Below are 18356 nucleotides of genomic sequence, written 5' to 3'. Positions count from 1 at the left end.
ATTGTAAGTTTGCAATGAGGTATATAGGGGTATTGTTAATTTTATTGTTGATAGGCTGTAGAACAGAAGAGCAGTGGTTGGAAGAAACCCAGCGAAGCCAATATTTTAGAACTTTAGGAGAGACACATAAGGAGGGCTTTCCGTATGGGAGCAAGTTCAGAGATTTATTCCAAAGGAGAGACTCTATTCAGCATACTAAAAATAAAAAGTTTACTCCTTTAGTGCTTGGCAAGGATGCTAAGTTGAGGCAAAATACGCCTTATATAGAATGGAATATTTACACTGAACCCATGATGGGTAATGGTGAAGTTTGGGTGCTCTATCCATTGGTAGAGCATGGGAGGGTAAGAGATATTTTTGGTGTAACGCTGAGTGAAGACCGAACAGTGCTAGGGAGCTATATTATCTCCCCACAAACAGAGTACCATGATGAGTTTAAGGAAAAGATGAATGTAGCTTTGGAGCAACTGGGCAAACCGAAAACCGAACAGCTTTCCTACAATAGAGGGATGGTAGCAAAGGTGAGATGTACAGGAGAGGATGTATGTGATATAGAAGAAGTTGTTATTTCTGCACCTCCAAGAAGTCCGAGATATTATTTTTTTACTTCTTACTATGATTATGGCTCAGATTCTGGAGGATGTGGTGACTTTAATGATTGTAGTTACTCAGGAAATATAGGCGGTGGTGGTGGCGGTGGCGATCCAAAACCAAAAGACCACCAAGATCCATGTAATAAAATCAAGCAACAAAGAAATAGTATAGACTTCAATAAAAGTATTGAAAAATTAAAAAATAATACTGGTCTATCAAAGGAAACTGGATACATCCAAAGAAACGAGGGGGAATATGTTTACTACGACGATTCTCATGCTTCTAATGGTAGTCAAGCCCACTCTTTGGGACTTCCTAATCCAAGGATTGAAGATTATAAGGATATTTATGGTGTAATGCACACCCATATAGATTCCGATAGTGGTGTGAAAATGTTTTCTCCTGCTGATGTGGATTATTTTATGGATATGGTAAGGAATGCAGCTGAGAAAGGTAGAGCTCTAAGCGATGTGTATATGATTATGATAAGTAGCAGTGGCAATTATCAATTGAGATTTACAGGTAGAGAGGAAGATATTAAAACTTTTACAGAAACTGAAATGAAAAAAATTAGTAAAGAGTATGCGCAAATGTTTGAGAAAAGTGAGTATGATATTACCTATGCTCCAAATTTAGAATTGCCATTTTTACAATTTCTCCAAAATAAAATGAGTTTGAAAGGGGTAAGTCTTTATAAAATGGATAGAAAAGACAAGAATAAAGAAATAAAACTCAATGATAGAGGAACTTGGATCAAAACAACAGAATGTTAATACTATGAAAAATATAGCAATAATAATATTGGGATTTGTAACTTTGCTGATTAAGGGGCAGGTTGTTCCTTTAGAAGCGGATCACATCAAGCCGTCTCATTATACTTATAAAAAAGATGTTAATGGGCTTCTTGATAAATATTTGGGTACTTGGAAAGGGAGTTTTCAAGGGAACACCTATGAGTTTAAATTCGTCAAGAGAGTTGAAAATTTTCAATATCATGATGGAAATTATAAAAAGAAGGATGAATTATTAGGAAGATTAAGAGTGAGAGATGCTAGAGGTACAGTTGTTTTTAATACTTTTGATGAACCCAATGATGAAGAAACTTGGTTTAATGGTTTGAGTTTTTATAAAAAAGATATATCGTGGTACAGAATGTATTTTGTAGGAGATGCTCCTGAGGGATGTATGAACAGAGGTACTGTATATATAAAAATAGATCCCAACAATCCTAATACGATGATAGCGAAATATTATACAGATAGAGATATATTGAAGGGACCGTGTCCTCCTACTTTTAGAGCAACTTTTCCCAAATCGGAGGAAGAATTTGTATTGATGAAGCAGTAGGATTTTTGTTGGTAAAGAAGAGGAGGATGAAGAGAAATGCCTGATATTAAAAACGATACTATCAGAAATATAGCAATAATAATATTGGGATTTGTAACTTTGCTGATTAAGGGGCAAGTCGTATCGTTGGAGGAAGGGCTTTATCTAAAGCCATCACAGTACACTTACGAAAAGGATACCAATGGTTCTTTGAATAAGTTTGAAGGTATTTGGAAAGGAAGTTTTCAAGGAAATGTTTATGAATTGAAGTTAAACAAAGGTATACGATATTTCGAATATCAAGGTAGCGAAAAAAAAAGAGATAGGCTTTTAGGGAGATTAAGAGTGAGAGATGCCAAAAGCAGTATAATATACAATACTTTTGATGAACCTAATGATAATGAAACGGGATTAAGAGGGTATTCCTTTAAGAAAAAAGAGCCTCAATGGTATCATTTTCATTTTGGAGGAGATGCTCCTGAGGGATGTATAAATAGTGGTTTTGTGTATATAAAAGTAGATCCCAACAATCCTAATAGGATGATAGCGAAATATTATACACATAGAGATATATTGAAGGGACTTTGTCCTCCTACTTTTAGAGCGACTTTTCCCAAATCGGAGGAAGAGTTTGTATTGATGAGGCAGTGAGAGAATAAGATAAAAAAGAGTTAAATAATACAAGTATAGTAATATGTCACATTACGAAGCCCCGATAAGGGAACCTTTAATTATTGGTCACAAAACTTACCGCGATATCACGGAAGATATTGCAAGACCTATAGAAGAACGCGCTGGAAAACTCTGGTGGATTGCATTTTACGCATCATTAGTTCTTTTTATTTACGGATTTGGTTGTATTGCTTATACCATCGGTACGGGTATCGGTGCGTGGGGACTCAATAGAACCATCAACTGGGGTTGGGATATTACCAATTTCGTATGGTGGGTAGGTATTGGGCACGCGGGTACACTCATCTCCGCAGTATTGTTATTATTTAGACAAAGATGGAGAATGTCTGTAAACCGTTCTGCGGAAGCGATGACCATCTTCGCCGTAGTGCAGGCGGCACTTTTCCCAGTGATTCACATGGGTAGAGTATGGGTAGGATACTGGGTATTCCCTGTGCCTAACCAGTTCGGTTCTCTATGGACGAACTTTAACTCCCCACTACTTTGGGATGTATTCGCAATTTCTACCTACTTCTCGGTATCTACCGTGTTCTGGTTCATCGGTCTTATTCCAGACTTTGCGATGATCAGAGATAGAGCGAAAACACCTTGGACAAAGAAAATCTACACTTTCCTTTCTTTCGGATGGGGAGGTAAGGCAAAACATTGGCAAAGATTTGAAGAGGTATCTTTGGTATTGGCGGGTTTGGCTACGCCACTTGTATTCTCGGTACACACTACCGTATCTTTTGACTTTGCTACTTCGGTAATTAAAGGATGGCACTCTACCATCTATCCACCTTACTTCGTAGCGGGTGCAGTATTCTCAGGGTTTGCTATGGTACAAACACTTCTTTTGATTGCAAGAAAAGTGTGTCATTTAGAGGATTATATTACCATGTACCATATTGAGATTATGAATATTGTAATCATCATTACGGGCGGTATGGTAACCGTAGCTTACGCGTGTGAGTACTTCATCGCTTGGTACTCAGGAAGTAGATATGAAGACTTTGCTTACCTTACGCATGGGGCAGCTACAGGACCTTACTGGTGGGCATTCTACTCACTCATTATTTGTAACTTAGTAGTTCCAGCACTATTCTGGTTTAAGAAAGTAAGAACTAATATCTTTGCTACATTTATCATTGCATTGATTATCAATATCGGTATGTGGTTTGAGAGATTTGACATTATTGTAATCAACCTTTCTAGAGACTACCTACCAGGTTCATGGACGATGTTTAAACCTACCATCATTGATGTAGGGGTATATTTAGGAACGATAGGATTCTTCGGAGTATTATTCCTATTGTACGCAAGGACTTTCCCTGTGATTGCACAGGCAGAATTAAAGTCTATTTTGAAAATTTCAGGTGAAACTTATAAAGCAAAAGAAGGAGATGAGCACCACTAAAATTATTTACGGACTCTACGCCGACGATGATGATATGATGAAAGGCGTGCATTCTTTCAGAGAGAAAGGAATAGAAATCAGCGAAGTCTATACGCCATTTCCTGTCCATGGACTTGATAAGGCACTGGGCTTACGCAAAACAAGAATATCTGATGCAGCATTTTGCTATGCAGTATATGGAGTAACGATAGGTATTTTACTTTCATGGTACACGATGAACCATGATTGGCCTCAAAACATTGGTGGTAAACCTGCTTTTTCCTGGGCAGAAAATATGCCTGCCTTCGTGGTACCAATGTTTGAGCTTATGGTATTCTCTGCAGCACACATGATGTCACTTACTTTCTTTGTGAGAAACAAAATGTATCCTATGGCACCTGCTCAGAATCCAGATCCAAGAACTACGGATGATAAATTTTTGATTGAAATTAAATCGGATAACTTGGAGGCTGTAAAACAAGTGTTCATTGAAACTGGAGTAGAAGAAATAACTGTAAAAGATGCATAATATGAAAAAGAATATATTAAAAATCGCATCTGTATTAGGAATCACTGGTGTAGTGCTAAATTCTTGTGGCCCGAAAGAAAATACCCCTTTGGTATGGTTTCCAGATATGTATTTTCCGGTAGCATATGACCCACTACAAAAAGCGGAAGATGCTTATTCTAAACACGATAATGAAATTCCTGCTTTTGTGGCACAGAATGGAGCTACTGCATTAACACCAGTAGATGGTACCGTACCGAGAAATATAGAGCATATAGTAGAGGTAAATAGTAGCAAAATTCTTACCCCTGATGAATATAACGCAGGGTATGATGCTTCTAAGTCTATCACTGTTTCCCCTCTTGATCCTAAAAATCGTGAGAAGGATTTGGCCAGAGGTAAGGTGCTTTATGAGAGAACTTGTGGTGCTTGTCATGGTGCTGCAGGAGATGGACAAGGTTCTATTGTGGTAAGCGGTGCTTATTCAGGAGTTCCTAATTATAAAGATAGAGAAATCACATTAGGCTCTGTACACTATGTATTGGTAAATGGTAGAAATGCGATGGGGTCTTATGCTGGTCAGTTACAACCTGGTGATAGATGGAGAGTTGCAATGTATGTAATGGATGCTTTCAAAGGAGGAATGGCTCCTGCTCCTACTGCTGTTGCTCAAGATTCAGTTGCCACTAAATAATATTTAAACTAAGAAACAATGTATAGTTTTTCACCAAAATTACGCTCCATTTCCTTAATCATGTTAGTATTAGGGGCGGTATTGTTCGTTGGAGGATATTTTATTAATCACGGTATTGGAAAGGAACAAGTTGCTCAAATGATGGAGGAAGTAAATGCTCATGGTCACCATGCTCCCTCCAACTCAAGTGAGATGAAAATAGCTCATGATGATCATGAAGGACATTTGGAAGCAGCGATGCATCAGGTGCATAATCGTCCTATTGCAGCCATTCATTTTGTGTCTGTATTTTTCTTTGGATTGGCTTGTGCAGTAATGTTCTTCTATAGTATTCAGCACGCAGCACACGCTGGATGGTCTATTATTATTACTAGAGTAATGGAGGCCATAGGTGCTTATATCCCTTGGGGGGGGGCTATAGTAATCATCATCATGATTCTCAATGTTACCCATGTGGGGCATCTTTTCCACTGGATGGATCCAGAGGTAGTGGATATGAATAGCCCGAAGTTTGATGCCATATTGTTTGAGAAAAGCAAATATTTGAACATTCCGTCGTATGTGATTAGAAATATCATTTATGTGGCTGGTGCATCTTTCTTTGCTTGGAAACTTCGTTCTCAGTCTCGCAAGGTAGATGAAACAAAATCTTTAAGAGAATATCAATACCTTTACAGATGGTCAGTAGGATATATTGCCTTCTTTGGTTTTGCATCTGCAGCTTGGGCTTGGGATTGGTTGATGTCTATTGACTCTCACTGGTATTCTACAATGTATATTTGGTACTCTATGGTATCTTGCTTGTCAAGTGCAGTAGCGGTAATCATCATCATTTCGGTATATCTAAAGAAAAATGGATTCTTGCCACAGTTTAATGATAACCACTTGCATGATTTAGGTAAATTCCTTTTCGCTACTTCTATGCTCTGGACATATACTTGGTTTGCTCAGTTTATGCTTTATTGGTATGCTAATGTACCAGAGGAAGTGAACTATTTCTTTGGAAGATTTGAATTCTATAAGGGACTATTCTTGCCAATGCTTATTCCTAACTTCTTGATTCCATTATTAGTAATGGTATCTTCAAGCATCAAGAGAAATTATAAAGTGGTAACCACCATGGCATTTATCGTAGTGTTTGGACATATTTGGGATTATTTTAATATGGTATATCCAGGTACTGTAGGTCCGTACTGGCAGTCGGTAGATTCTTTCTTGGTAGTCATTGGGGCAATCTTATTTGTAATGGGATTATTCATCTTCGTAGTATTTACTATGTTGAGCAAGTTGAAACTCATTCCTACAGGAAACCCTTACCTCAAAGAATCGGAAATCTATGAATATCCTTTCTAAATAGGAAAAAAGAATATATTTAAAGCCCTCTGAATGAGGGCTTTTTTGTTTAAATTTGCTGTATGACTGAACAACAAAAAAAGCAACAACTGAGAAAGTATCAATTTTTCGCTACAGGATTATTCACTCTCATGGCGGTTATTTTTATAGTAATGACCGTCCTGCAAAAAACGAATAACGCTCCATGGATAGGTTTTGTAAGAGCTTTTTCTGAGGCAGCAATGGTGGGGGCTCTGGCAGATTGGTTTGCCGTTACCGCATTGTTTCATTATCCTCTGGGATTAAAAATTCCGCATACCAATCTCATTCAAAATAAAAAAGACCAGATAGGAGATAATCTTGGTAATTTCGTAGTAGAAAATTTTCTCTCACCACAGAGTATTAGACCGTTTATAGTGCAACTCAAAGTTTCCGCAGGTATAGGAGAGTGGCTGGCTAAAAAGCAAAATCAAAAGATTTTGGTGGAGCAGATTTCAGACATTGCTTTGGGTATTGTTCAGAAATTAGAAGATGAAATGGTGCTAAAGGTAATTCATGCTAAGGCGGAAGAAATGATTGCTGAGCTGAAAATGAATACCATTGTGGGGAATGGTTTAGATTATGCTTTACAGAAAAATATGCACCAAAAACTCATTACTACACTTGCGAAGGAAATTAAAAATTATATTTCCAATCATCAAGAGATAATTCAAGAAAGGGTGCAAAAAGAAAGTTTTTCTATTATTCCTAAATTTGTGGATGATGCTATTGCGGGGAAAATTACTAGAGGATTGATGCAATATTTTGAAGAAGTAGAACAGAATGCATATCATGATTTAAGGAGAGAAATTACGCATCAATTACAGACTTTCATAGGTGAGGTGAAAACCAATGAAAAGTGGCAAATGGAATTTGAAAAGGCAAAAAAAGAGATTTTAAAATCGGATACGATAGCATTATACACTAAAGATATTTGGCAATCTCTGAAACGAACGCTGATGGAAGCGTTAGAAAGTGAAAATTCTTTACTAAAAACTTATTTGCTCAAAAATTTATCATCATTTTCAGAACAATTGCAAACCAATGCACAGTTACAGCATAAAATAGACCATTGGGTACGCGTTACGGCATACAAAACTATCTTAAAAAATAGGCATCGGTTTGGGACATTAATTAGCTCCACCGTGGGAAATTGGGAAGGAAAGGAGCTTTCTAATAAGCTGGAATTAGAAGTGGGCAAAGACCTTCAGTTTATTAGAATCAATGGTACGATAGTAGGAGGACTGGTAGGGCTTATTATTTATACTATTGTTTATTATTGTAGCTGAGAAATAATTCAAAAAAATCCGCTTTCATTGGAAGCGGATTTTTTGGTTATTGAATAATGATATAAGTAGAAGAAATTGCATTTTTCTTTATGGTAAGCTCTGGAAAGTAGGTGGATAAAAGCACATAGCTATCCCCATTTTTTCTGAAAGCTCCAAAATAGAACTTCTCTCCTGTACTAGAAATTACCATGGAGGATAAATCAAAAACGGCTTCTCCCTTATCATTTGTAACTACTTCTTTTAGAATAGTAGGCAATGCTTCAGTAATAGATGGTTTGCTCTTAAACATCAATACTGAAATGTTTTTCTGAGGAGTGCTATTCGGGCTTTTTAATACCGTAATTTTTGCCGAAGTAGTGGTAGTAACCGTAGATGAAGTAGAGGAAGAACTGGTGCTTGTTTCATGGGTACTTTCTTCTCTACATCCTATGATGGCAAGTGCCATTGAAAAAATAAATACAATTTTCTTCATGATTATTGTAAATTAATGGTTGCGGATTTAGTTTGTCCTTTTTCAATGGTTACTCCTACATGCCCTATTGGGGTATTATTATCAAATACTCCGAAATAAAGCGTACTTTGATGATTAATTACTTCTAAATCATACACCTCTTGTAGCTTGAAAGTCGCTACACCATTACTTTCTGTAACTACAGTTTTGTCTGCAAAAAAAGGCTTAAAAAATGTAGTACCAGGTCCACGGTCTTTTTTGAACATATATACCGTAACGCCTTGTTTGGCTCCAGAAATGTCTTGAACTTTTATATTTACAATGGTTTCAGCTATTTTATCATCCTCTTTTCTACAAGAATGAAACAATATGAATAGCGAAGCTAAAAGTGAAAAGAATAGAGTTTTCTTCATGGTATTATTATTTATTGGTTTTTGTTACTTGGTCAAATTTAAGCTCTGTTTTTTTACCTTTACCATATTCAATGATGAGTTTGTTTGAATTAATACCGATAATTCTTCCATCAATGATTTTTCCGTTTTGTTTAAAAACTACAGCGTCTCCTATTTCTAATTGGATATTTGCATTTGCCGAAGCGATTACATTGACATTGGTACTTTGAGTTCCCCATACATCGCCTATTACTTTTACCTTTTTACCATTATCTTTTACATAGACTTTTACATTTCTTACAAATTCACCTTCGTGCTTCTTTGTGATTTCATCTATGGCTTGTTCCATTGCATCAGAGCTGGAGGAAGTAACGGCTTCCACATCTCTATGGAGGAGTACATATTTCTTACTATCGTCTATATTACGATTACTGATGGAAGTAAGGTCTCCTATTCTTACCCATGAACCACAAGAAACCATGGTAGTCCCTATGGCCATCAAAATAGATAAAGTTTTGATATTCATGCTAAATAAAATTTTAAGTTACAAAAATATCATCTAGTCATTATGATTAAACTAACTTTTTGTAAAATAATTTTACTATTAGTATAAAAATTTTTACTTTTGGTAAAAACAAAAATATGGAAATAGAAAAAATTATCGATAAAATTACTCAGTATAGAAGCCGGAAAGGATACACTTACGAGAATATGGCAGATGAACTGGAGCTTACGCCTGCTGCCTACCGAAAAATAGAAACAGGGGAAACTAAACTTACTGTAGAAAGACTTTTTCGTATTTCCGCTATTTTAGAAACGCCCATTGAGGAATTTTTGAGTGTAGATAAAAACGCTTTTGTGCAAAATAACTATAATAATGAAAGTATTTTTCAGCAAAAGATTGAAAATTTTTATCAAGAAAATAAAGAAATTACAGATCAGCTTATCAGAGTAAAAGATGAGCTTATAGAGCAACTTAAAAGCGAAATTCAGTATCTGAGAGACAGGAATAAGTAAAACTCTACTCTCATTTAATGTTGAAGAAAGAGAGAAAGAAATTAAGTGGGAGGATGAGGAATAAAATTTTCTCATTTATTGACCCTTTTTTGAAAAGAGAACAATAAAGTCATAGCAAATGAAATACACCGCTCAACAACTTGCAGAAATTGCCAATGCTCAGCTGATAGGGGACCCTAATAAGGTGGTAAAGAATTTGGCATTTGATAGCCGTATTATTTATTCTGTGCAGGATACGGCTTTTTTAGCCATCAAAACGGAGAAAAATAATGGAGAAAAATACATTGCATCTGCCATTGAAAAAGGTATTCATGTAATTATTGCTGAGCAAAAAACGATTGATAATGATGAAGTTTCTTGGCTTTTAGTAGAAAATGCCATTGATTTTGTACAAAAATTAGCCCGATATCATTTTAATCAATACAATATCAGTAGCATAGGTGTTACGGGAAGCAATGGAAAAACCATTGTCAAAGAGTGGCTTTATCAGAGTTTATCCGATGATTTTTCTTGTGTGAAAAGTCCCAAGAGTTTTAATTCCCAATTGGGATTGCCTTTGTCTTTATTGAAAATTAATGCATCTCATCAGTTAGGGATTTTTGAGGTGGGCATTTCTAAGCCCAATGAAATGGAAAAACTTCAGGAGATTTTTTCTCCTAAAATAGGCATTCTTACGCATATCGGTTCGGCACATATCGCTCATTTTCAAAATGAAAAACAGCTTATAGAAGAGAAAATTACGCTATTTAAAAATTCTGAAGTAATTGTTTTTAATGGGGATAATGATTTGGCATTTAGTATATTAAATGAAAAATATTCAAGTAAACATTTAATCTCTTATGGGTTTGGAAAGCACAATGATGTTCATATCATTTCAGATTGGAAAGATAGAACGAAAGATATTACCGTTACCTGCTTGGGGGAAGTGTTTTCTTTTCCCGTTCATCAAAGAGATGAGGCTACTTTAGTGAATGCTTTGGCGGTGATTACCGTTTTGTACCATTTGGGTTATGCTCGGGAAAAAATCATTGAGAAAATTCATCATTTAAAGAGCGTAGAAATGCGTTTAGAAGCGGTAAATGGTATCCGTAATAACCTTATTATCAATGATTCTTTTAATCTTGATTTAGACTCTCTTAAAATAGCTTACCAATTTATTAAGGAATATAATAAACCTAATAAGGTATTGATTATTACGGATTTCGTAGAAAAACACAATGCTGATGAGCTGTATAAAGAGGTGGCTGACCTTACCAACGAACAAAATTTTAATATGATATTCCTTGTAGGGGAGGAGATTCAGAAATATCAATCGCTTTTCAAAGCATTGAGTTTTAGTTTTAATAAAATTTCTGAACTGATTAAAAGTCAGGAGTTTAATAAATTAGAAAATCAGCTCATTCTTCTCAAAGGAGCAAGGAAGTTCGAAACGGAAAAAGTAAAAACCTATTTGGAACTCCAAAAACATGAAACGGTATTGGAGGTGAATCTCAATAAGGTGCTTCATAATATTAGGGTACATCAGTCATTCCTTCGTCCAGAAACGAAGATGATGGCAATGGTAAAAGCGTATTCTTATGGTTTGGGAGGGTACGAAATAGCAGAATTTTTACAGCATCATCATATTGATTATCTAGGGGTTGCAGTGGCAGACGAAGGTGTAGAGCTAAGAAAGAATGGCATCATTACCCCCATTATTGTGATGAATCCTGAACAGCATAGTTATAATGCGGTAATTGATTTTAATCTTGAACCTAATATTTATAGTTTTAGAGTATTAGAATTGTTTTACCAACAACTAAAGCAAGCGGATTTTGTGGGTGATTATCCTATTCATATTAAATTAGAGACGGGTATGCATAGGCTTGGTTTTAAGGAAGATGAATTAGATGAGCTCATCCAAAGGTTAAAACAAATGAATATTCGTGTGAAGAGTATTTTCAGTCATCTTTCTAGTGCAGATATTCCAGCGGAAAGAGAATATACACTTCAGCAATTCGAAGTCTTTGAAAGGCAATCAGAGCGGCTTATCCAAGGGCTAGGCTATACGCCTATTCAGCATATTTTGAATTCTTCAGGTATTTTAAATTATCCAGAATATCAATATGATATGGTGAGAATAGGTATAGGGATGGTCGGGATTTGCTATAATGAAAAGGTAAAGCCTCTATTACAACCTGCGGTGGCTTTTAAGTCGGTTATTTCTCAGATTTCAGAGATAAAAAAAGATGTATCTGTGAGCTATGGACGAAGATACAAAGCAGAAAAGGACACTAGAATTGCCACTATTCCTGTGGGCTATGCAGATGGTATTCCAAGGCTATTAAGCAATGGTGTGGGTTTTGTGGGGATAAAAAACGCCATTGTTCCCATTGTAGGAAGTGTATGTATGGATATGATGATGGTCAATATTGAGGATATTCCCGCTAAAGAAGGAGATGAGGTCATTATTTTTAATGGTCATCCATCTCTAGAGGAGTTTGCTCACTATTGTAAAACCATTCCTTATGAAGTGCTTACTTCTATTTCCAGAAGAGTAAAAAGAGTATATGTAAAGGATTAGTAGGCTGATATATGACCTGATTTGTTAAGATTTTTCTATATATATCATTTCATTTCCTTTGATTTCATCTAAGTTACGCACCAGCTGAGCATTAGGGAGCATTTTTTGGAGTTCATCAATGAGAAATTGTTTTTCAATAAATTGCCTATGTACGCCTTTTAAAATTCGCTGGAAAACCATGAGGCCTATCTGGTTATTATGTAAATCCATTGCCCTTTGTAGCGGAGTATTAGGAAATAAATCTTCGTGCAGATCAGTGGCTTTTTTGCTAAAGTCCATTGCTTTTTGAGGAGAGGTAACTTTAGTGCAAAAATTAGCAATCATACTGGTCCATAAAGCATGTCTGAACGCATTTTCCTTACCATTTTTACTATGTTTTTTGGGATATATTTTTGATGCTTTTCGGTAGGCAATAAAGGTAGCATACCATGTGAGGATACATAATAAAGGATGCTGAATCCCTAAGCGTACTAACTGGAAAAGTTGTTTGGGATGAAGGCTAAAAAGTGCTTGGAATATGTCTTTTAAAGATTGCATGAATATTTATAATGGTATAAAAAATCTCACCTCAGCAGTGAGAGGTGAGAGTCAGCGTTAATGCGTTGATTTTATTTGGTATAAAGCAAGTTTACTGCTTTAGAAACAGTTTCCTTAATTTCTGTTCTTTTTACAATGAAATCCACAAATCCTTTTTCTTGTAAAAATTCTGATGTTTGGAAACCTTCAGGTAAATCTTTACCGATGGTTTCACGGATAACTCTAGGACCTGCGAAACCGATGAGTGCACCAGGTTCTGCCATAATAAGATCTGCAGTCATAGCAAAAGAAGCGGTAATTCCTCCAAATGTAGGGTCACATAGGTAAGCCAAATAAGGAAGTTTAGCATCTGCCAATTGTGCTAATTTACTCTGCACTTTTGCCAATTGCATCAGTGAATAAGTAGCCTCCTGCATTCTGGCTCCTCCTGACTGACAGATGATCATGTATGGTAATTTATTTTTGATACAATAATCTATCGCTCGGCGTATCTTCTCTCCCATTACAGAACCTAAAGAACCTCCGATGAAAGCAAAATCCATACAAGAAATGACCATCTCCGTGCCATTCACCTTACCTACTGCGTTAGAAATAGAGTCATTCAGTTTGGTCTTAGATTTTACCTCTTTCAGTCTATCGCTATAGGCTTTAGTATCCTTAAAGTTTAAGATATCAATGCTTTCTACCTTAGTATCCAGTTCTTTATATTTACTATCATCAAAGAGAATGGAGAAAAACTCACGGCTTCCTATTCTTACATGAAAACCATCTTCTGGAGATACGAAATTATTTCTCTTAAGCTCCTCATGCTCTACTATTTTCCCTGAAGGTGTCTTATGCCAAAGCCCTTTAGGAACATCTTTTTTCTGGTCAGTAGAAGTGGTAATGTTTTGGGCTTTTCTTTTAAACCAATCAAATGCCATCTGCGTAATAATTATATTTATAAAGGGTTGGAGTTTATGCTGAAAAACTCCAAACCTTTGGTGGATTAAAGTGTATTTACATTGTTCAAATCCTCGAACGCTTGAGTTAATCTACGCACGAAAGTTTCTTCTCCTTTACGCACCCAAACTCTTGGATCATAGAATTTTTTATTCGGCTTATCTTCTCCTTCTGGATTACCGATTTGAGTCTTAAGATATTCTATTTTCTCCATCATATAATCACGAACCCCCTCTGTATAAGCGAACTGTAAATCCGTATCAATATTCATTTTGATTACTCCATAGTCTATTGCCTCACGGATTTCTTCTAGTGAAGAACCAGAGCCACCGTGGAATACGAAGTTAATAGGTTTTATACCCGTTCCGAATTTTTCTTGTACGAATTTTTGAGAGTTATCTAAAATCTTAGGTGTAAGTTTCACATTTCCTGGCTTGTACACACCGTGTACATTTCCGAAAGCAGCTGCAATGGTAAAATTATCAGAAATGGCTTTCAGTCTCTCATATGCGTATGCTACCTCTTCAGGCTGAGTGTATAGTTTAGAAGAATCTACATCACTATTATCTACACCATCTTCTTCTCCCCCAGTGATTCCAAGCTCTATTTCAAGGGTCATTCCCATTTTTGCCATTCTTTCAAAATATTGGCAAGAGATGTCCATATTTTCTACCAATGGCTCTTCGGAAAGGTCAAGCATGTGCGATGAGTAAAGAGACTTTCCTGTTTGTTTATAAAATGCTTCGCTGGCATCTAGTAAGCCATCTATCCAAGGAAGAAGTTTCTTCGCACAGTGGTCTGTATGAAGAATTACGGTAGCTCCGTAGGCTTCTGCTAATTCGTGGATATGCTTCGCACCAGCGATACCCCCGAGGATTGCTGATTTCTGAGCGTCATTGCTCAAACCTTTACCTGCATTAAAAGCAGCCCCCCCATTAGAAAACTGAATAATTACGGGTGCATTGAGTTTAGCTGCCGTTTCCATTGTAGCATTTACGGTACTAGAACCTACTACATTAACTGCTGGAAGTGCAAATTTATTTTCTTTAGCATAATCGAAAATTTCTGTTACCAAAGCTCCTGTGGCAACACCTGCTGGGAATTTTCTGCTCATAATTTTTTGTTTATAATGTTTATTTTAAATAGTTGAACTAAAAAATATCGGTAAAAATACAATTTTTTTTACAATTGAGCGTCATTTCATATGCATACGAAGAGGATAATTCCATGATGCTTTTACATATTTCTTCGGTATTTACCACCTACTTCAAAGAGGGCATTGGTAATTTGCCCGAGGGAGCAATGTTTTACCGCTTCCATCATGACTTCGAAAAGATTTTCTTGGTTAATGGCGGCCAATTGTAATACTTTCAGTAGTTCTTCGGATTTCTGCTCGTTCACCTTCTGGAAAACGCTAAGATTTTGTATCTGCTGTTGTTTTTCTTCCTCGGTAGAGCGGATGACTTCCCCTGGTAATACAGTAGGAGAGCCATCTTTCCCCAAAAAGGTATTTACCCCAATGATAGGATATTCTCCCGTATGTTTTAGCCATTCATAGTGCATGCTTTCCTCCTGAATTTTAGAACGCTGGTACATGGTTTCCATAGCACCCAGTACACCACCTCTTTCTGTGATTTTGTCAAATTCTGCATAGACGGCTTCTTCCACCAAATCCGTAAGCTCTTCGATGATGAAAGCCCCTTGGAGCGGATTTTCATTTTTTGCCAACCCGAGCTCCTTGTTGATGATGAGCTGAATCGCCATAGCTCTTCTCACCGATTCCTCGGTAGGTGTAGTGATGGCTTCGTCATAGGCATTGGTATGTAGAGAGTTGCAGTTATCATAAATTGCGTACAAGGCTTGGAGTGTGGTTCGGATATCATTGAAATCAATTTCCTGAGCATGAAGGGAGCGTCCAGAGGTTTGGATATGGTATTTCAGCATTTGGCTTCGCTCATCGGCTCCGTATTTTGTTTTCATAGCCTTTGCCCAAATTCTTCTCGCTACTCTACCGATAACGGCATATTCTGGGTCAATGCCATTGGAGAAAAAGAAAGAGAGGTTGGGTGCAAAATCATTGATATTCATGCCTCTACTGAGGTAATATTCCACATAGGTAAAGCCATTGGCTAGTGTGAATGCCAGTTGGGATATCGGGTTAGCTCCTGCTTCGGCAATATGGTAGCCTGAAATGGAAACCGAATAGAAATTTCTTACTTTATTTTGGATAAAATATTCCTGAACATCACCCATCAGTCTCAGGGCAAATTCTGTAGAGAAGATACAGGTGTTTTGTGCTTGGTCTTCCTTGAGAATATCCGCTTGTACGGTACCTCTCACGCTGGCAATGGTCTCTGCCTTAATTTTTGCATACACTTCTTCGGGTACTATTTCGTCTCCTGTGATGCCTAAAAGTTTTAGTCCTAAGCCGTTATTAGAAGCGGGAAGTTCTCCGTGGTATTGTGGTCTTGGTAAGTTTTTGTCATCAAATTTCTCCTTCAGTTTCTGCTCTACCTTATCCCAAAGTTGATGTTCTTCAATGTATTTTTCTACATTTTGGTCAATAGCGGCATTCATGAAAAATGCCAGTAGCATAGGAGCAGGCCCATTGATGGTCATAGAGACTGAAGTCATGGCATGGATGAGGTCAAAGCCAGAGTAGAGCTTTTTAGCATCGTCCAGAGTAGCGATGGAAACTCCTGCATTTCCTATTTTTCCATAAATATCAGGAGGTAGAGCAGGGTCTTGACCATAGAGTGTTACCGAATCAAAAGCGGTAGAAAGTCTTTTGGCGGGCATTTCTGAAGAGACATAGTGGAATCTTCTATTTGTTCTCTCTGGCCCACCCTCTCCGGCAAACATACGCGTGGGGTCTTCCCCTGTTCTCTTAAATGGGTAGATACCCGCAGTGTAAGGGAAATGGCCAGGCAAGTTTTCTTGTCCTTTCCATTGGATGAGGTCTCCCCAATCATGGTATTTCGGTAACGCGATTTTGGGTATTTTTAGGTGAGAAAGGCTTTCGGTTTTGGTATTCACTTTAATTTCTTTTCCTCTCACGAAATAAGAAAAAGAATCATTGGAAAGTTGTTCTTTGGTAGATGCCCAATTTTGGAGAAAATCTATATTTTCTTGAGAGAGCTCTTTTTCTATTTTTTGATATTCGGTATCTAAATTTTCATTTGAGGCGATGATGTTTTTTATACCATGGATATGATACAGTTTTCTTGCCAGTTCGGCTTGTTTTTTCACCCACTGATCATACTGATGATTATTTTCCACGATTTCTGAAAGGTATCGTACTCTTTTAGGAGGAATGATGGTGGCTTCTTCGGATACATTTTGCTCAATGTAGTTAGCCAGTTTCAGGTTTTCAAATTGAGCATTCACCTTATCGATGAGTCTATTGTAAAGCTCCGTGGTTCCCCAGTCATTAAACTGGCTTGCTTTGGTAGCGAAAACGGGCATTTTGTCCAGTCCTTCTTCGAAGAGGTTATGGTTTCTTTGGTACTGTTTTCTTACGGCTTGAAGGGCATCTAAAGCACCTCTTTTATCAGATTTATTGAGGGCAATGAGGTCTGCATAATCGAGCATGTCTATTTTTTCCAACTGGGTAGAAGCTCCATATTCAGGGGTCATCACATAGAGAGAAACATCGGCTATTTCAGTAATTTCAGAGCCGCTTTGCCCGATGCCCGAGGTTTCAATGATGATCACATCAGGCGTGGCGAGTTTCAGTACATTGAGTGCCGAGTGAATGTATGGAGATATGGAAACATTATTTTCACGGGTTGCCATGGAACGCATATAGACTCTAGGGTCATGAATGGCATTCATTCGGATTCTATCTCCTAATAGGGCTCCACCTGTTTTCTTTTTAGAAGGATCAATGGAAATAATGGCCATTTTTTTATTGGGATTGGCACGAAGAAACCTTCTTACCAGTTCGTCTGTGAGAGATGATTTCCCAGCCCCTCCTGTTCCTGTAATCCCGATGATAGGAATGTGCTTATGGGCGGCTTTTTGAGCAATGGCTTGGACAAGTTCTTGTTTTTCTTCGGAGAAATTTTCTACTGCCGAAATTACTTCCGAAATGGATTTGGCATCATCAAAAGAAATACGGTCAATGTCTTCTACCTCAATATGCTTTCCTGTAGCAAAATCTGATTTTTGTATCAAATCATTAATCATTCCCTGAAGTCCTAAGGCTCTGCCGTCATCTGGAGAATAAATGCGGGTAATGCCGTAATCCATAAGGTCTTTAATTTCTTCGGGTAAAATCACGCCACCACCGCCACCGAAAATACGGATTTGTGGTGCTCCTTTTTCTTTCAAAAGGTCATGAATGTATTTAAAATATTCATTATGTCCCCCTTGGTAAGAAGTCAGGGCAATGGCATTAGCATCCTCCTGAATTGCGGTATTTACCACTTCCTCTGCGGATTTATCATGTCCGAGGTGAATGACCTCACAGCCCGTGGCTTGAATGATTCTTCGCATGATGTTGATGGCTGCATCGTGCCCATCAAAAAGTGCAGCGGCGGTAACCACTCTCACTTTATTTTGAGGTTGGTATTTTTGATTATCCATTCTATTTTGTTTTATTT

17 protein-coding genes are annotated in these 18356 nt (G+C 37.3%); 10 read left to right on the top strand and 7 right to left on the bottom strand.

Annotated features, from left to right (window positions below; all coding sequences use genetic code 11):
* The first annotated feature begins 14 nt into the window (after window positions 1–14).
* The 8 genes from HMPREF9699_RS01520 (at window position 15) to HMPREF9699_RS01485 (ending at window position 7850) form a co-directional block, all read left to right on the top strand.
* Complete coding sequence (locus HMPREF9699_RS01520; protein ID WP_002661795.1) at window positions 15–1367, top strand: hypothetical protein; 1353 nt, start codon at window positions 15–17, stop codon at window positions 1365–1367.
* Between the two features lie 4 nt (window positions 1368–1371).
* Window positions 1372–1941 carry a DUF6705 family protein gene (locus HMPREF9699_RS01515; protein ID WP_245946102.1) on the top strand — a complete coding sequence of 190 codons (570 nt, stop codon included), beginning with the start codon at window positions 1372–1374 and terminating at the stop codon, window positions 1939–1941.
* 36 nt (window positions 1942–1977) lie between these two features.
* Complete coding sequence (locus tag HMPREF9699_RS10730; protein WP_002661791.1) at window positions 1978–2571, top strand: DUF6705 family protein; 594 nt, start codon at window positions 1978–1980, stop codon at window positions 2569–2571.
* Window positions 2572–2614: 43 nt separating this feature from the next.
* The gene (gene nrfD, locus HMPREF9699_RS01505) at window positions 2615–4009 is read left to right on the top strand and encodes an NrfD/PsrC family molybdoenzyme membrane anchor subunit (RefSeq protein ID WP_002661790.1); all 1395 of its coding nucleotides are present in this window, start codon (window positions 2615–2617) and stop codon (window positions 4007–4009) included.
* Entirely contained in the window at window positions 3996–4517 is a 522-nt protein-coding gene (locus HMPREF9699_RS01500; protein WP_002661788.1) for a DUF3341 domain-containing protein, read from the top strand. The genes nrfD and HMPREF9699_RS01500 overlap by 14 nt, the downstream gene beginning before the upstream one ends.
* Complete coding sequence (locus HMPREF9699_RS01495; RefSeq protein ID WP_002661787.1) at window positions 4510–5190, top strand: c-type cytochrome; 681 nt, start codon at window positions 4510–4512, stop codon at window positions 5188–5190. The genes HMPREF9699_RS01500 and HMPREF9699_RS01495 overlap by 8 nt, the downstream gene beginning before the upstream one ends.
* Before the next feature lie 18 nt (window positions 5191–5208).
* Window positions 5209–6543 (top strand): hypothetical protein, encoded by a 1335-nt coding sequence (locus HMPREF9699_RS01490; RefSeq protein WP_002661786.1) that lies wholly within the window; start codon window positions 5209–5211, stop codon window positions 6541–6543.
* A gap of 62 nt (window positions 6544–6605) precedes the next feature.
* Window positions 6606–7850: a DUF445 domain-containing protein gene (locus tag HMPREF9699_RS01485; protein ID WP_002661784.1), complete on the top strand. Its 1245-nt coding sequence runs from the start codon at window positions 6606–6608 to the stop codon at window positions 7848–7850.
* Window positions 7851–7896: 46 nt separating this feature from the next.
* On the opposite strand, the gene HMPREF9699_RS01480 is transcribed toward HMPREF9699_RS01485, so the two are convergent.
* From HMPREF9699_RS01480 to HMPREF9699_RS01470, 3 genes are read right to left on the bottom strand one after another with little or no spacing between them, the layout of a single operon-like run.
* Window positions 7897–8322: a hypothetical protein gene (locus HMPREF9699_RS01480; RefSeq protein WP_002661782.1), complete on the bottom strand. Its 426-nt coding sequence runs from the start codon at window positions 8320–8322 to the stop codon at window positions 7897–7899.
* Window positions 8323–8324: 2 nt separating this feature from the next.
* Window positions 8325–8714, bottom strand: a complete 390-nt coding sequence (locus HMPREF9699_RS01475; protein WP_002661781.1) for a hypothetical protein — start codon at window positions 8712–8714, stop codon at window positions 8325–8327.
* A gap of 7 nt (window positions 8715–8721) precedes the next feature.
* Entirely contained in the window at window positions 8722–9219 is a 498-nt protein-coding gene (locus HMPREF9699_RS01470; protein WP_002661779.1) for a hypothetical protein, read from the bottom strand.
* A gap of 116 nt (window positions 9220–9335) precedes the next feature.
* On the opposite strand from HMPREF9699_RS01470, the gene HMPREF9699_RS01465 reads away from it, so the two are divergent.
* Together HMPREF9699_RS01465 and HMPREF9699_RS01460 are read left to right on the top strand one after the other, a co-directional pair.
* Window positions 9336–9710, top strand: coding sequence for a helix-turn-helix transcriptional regulator (locus HMPREF9699_RS01465; protein ID WP_002661778.1), 375 nt, complete (start codon window positions 9336–9338; stop codon window positions 9708–9710).
* A gap of 118 nt (window positions 9711–9828) precedes the next feature.
* Window positions 9829–12273, top strand: coding sequence for a bifunctional UDP-N-acetylmuramoyl-tripeptide:D-alanyl-D-alanine ligase/alanine racemase (locus HMPREF9699_RS01460; protein WP_002661776.1), 2445 nt, complete (start codon window positions 9829–9831; stop codon window positions 12271–12273).
* A gap of 24 nt (window positions 12274–12297) precedes the next feature.
* Here the strand turns inward: HMPREF9699_RS01460 and HMPREF9699_RS01455 are convergent, their stop codons facing one another.
* The 4 genes from HMPREF9699_RS01455 to HMPREF9699_RS01440 all read right to left on the bottom strand — a co-directional run bounded on the left by HMPREF9699_RS01455 (window position 12298) and on the right by HMPREF9699_RS01440 (window position 18339).
* Complete coding sequence (locus HMPREF9699_RS01455) at window positions 12298–12810, bottom strand: DUF6973 domain-containing protein (protein WP_002661775.1); 513 nt, start codon at window positions 12808–12810, stop codon at window positions 12298–12300.
* 71 nt (window positions 12811–12881) lie between these two features.
* Window positions 12882–13733: an acetyl-CoA carboxylase, carboxyltransferase subunit beta gene (gene accD / locus HMPREF9699_RS01450; RefSeq protein ID WP_002661773.1), complete on the bottom strand. Its 852-nt coding sequence runs from the start codon at window positions 13731–13733 to the stop codon at window positions 12882–12884.
* A 65-nt stretch (window positions 13734–13798) separates the two neighbouring features.
* Entirely contained in the window at window positions 13799–14866 is a 1068-nt protein-coding gene (gene fbaA / locus HMPREF9699_RS01445) for a class II fructose-bisphosphate aldolase (protein ID WP_002661772.1), read from the bottom strand.
* Between the two features lie 122 nt (window positions 14867–14988).
* Window positions 14989–18339, bottom strand: coding sequence for a methylmalonyl-CoA mutase family protein (locus HMPREF9699_RS01440; protein ID WP_002661770.1), 3351 nt, complete (start codon window positions 18337–18339; stop codon window positions 14989–14991).
* Window positions 18340–18356 lie beyond the last annotated feature (17 nt).

This window comes from Bergeyella zoohelcum ATCC 43767, from assembly GCF_000301075.1.
Classification (GTDB): domain Bacteria; phylum Bacteroidota; class Bacteroidia; order Flavobacteriales; family Weeksellaceae; genus Bergeyella; species Bergeyella zoohelcum.
Note: the sequence above shows the minus strand (reverse complement) of the source record. Positions and strands in the feature narration are given on the sequence as shown.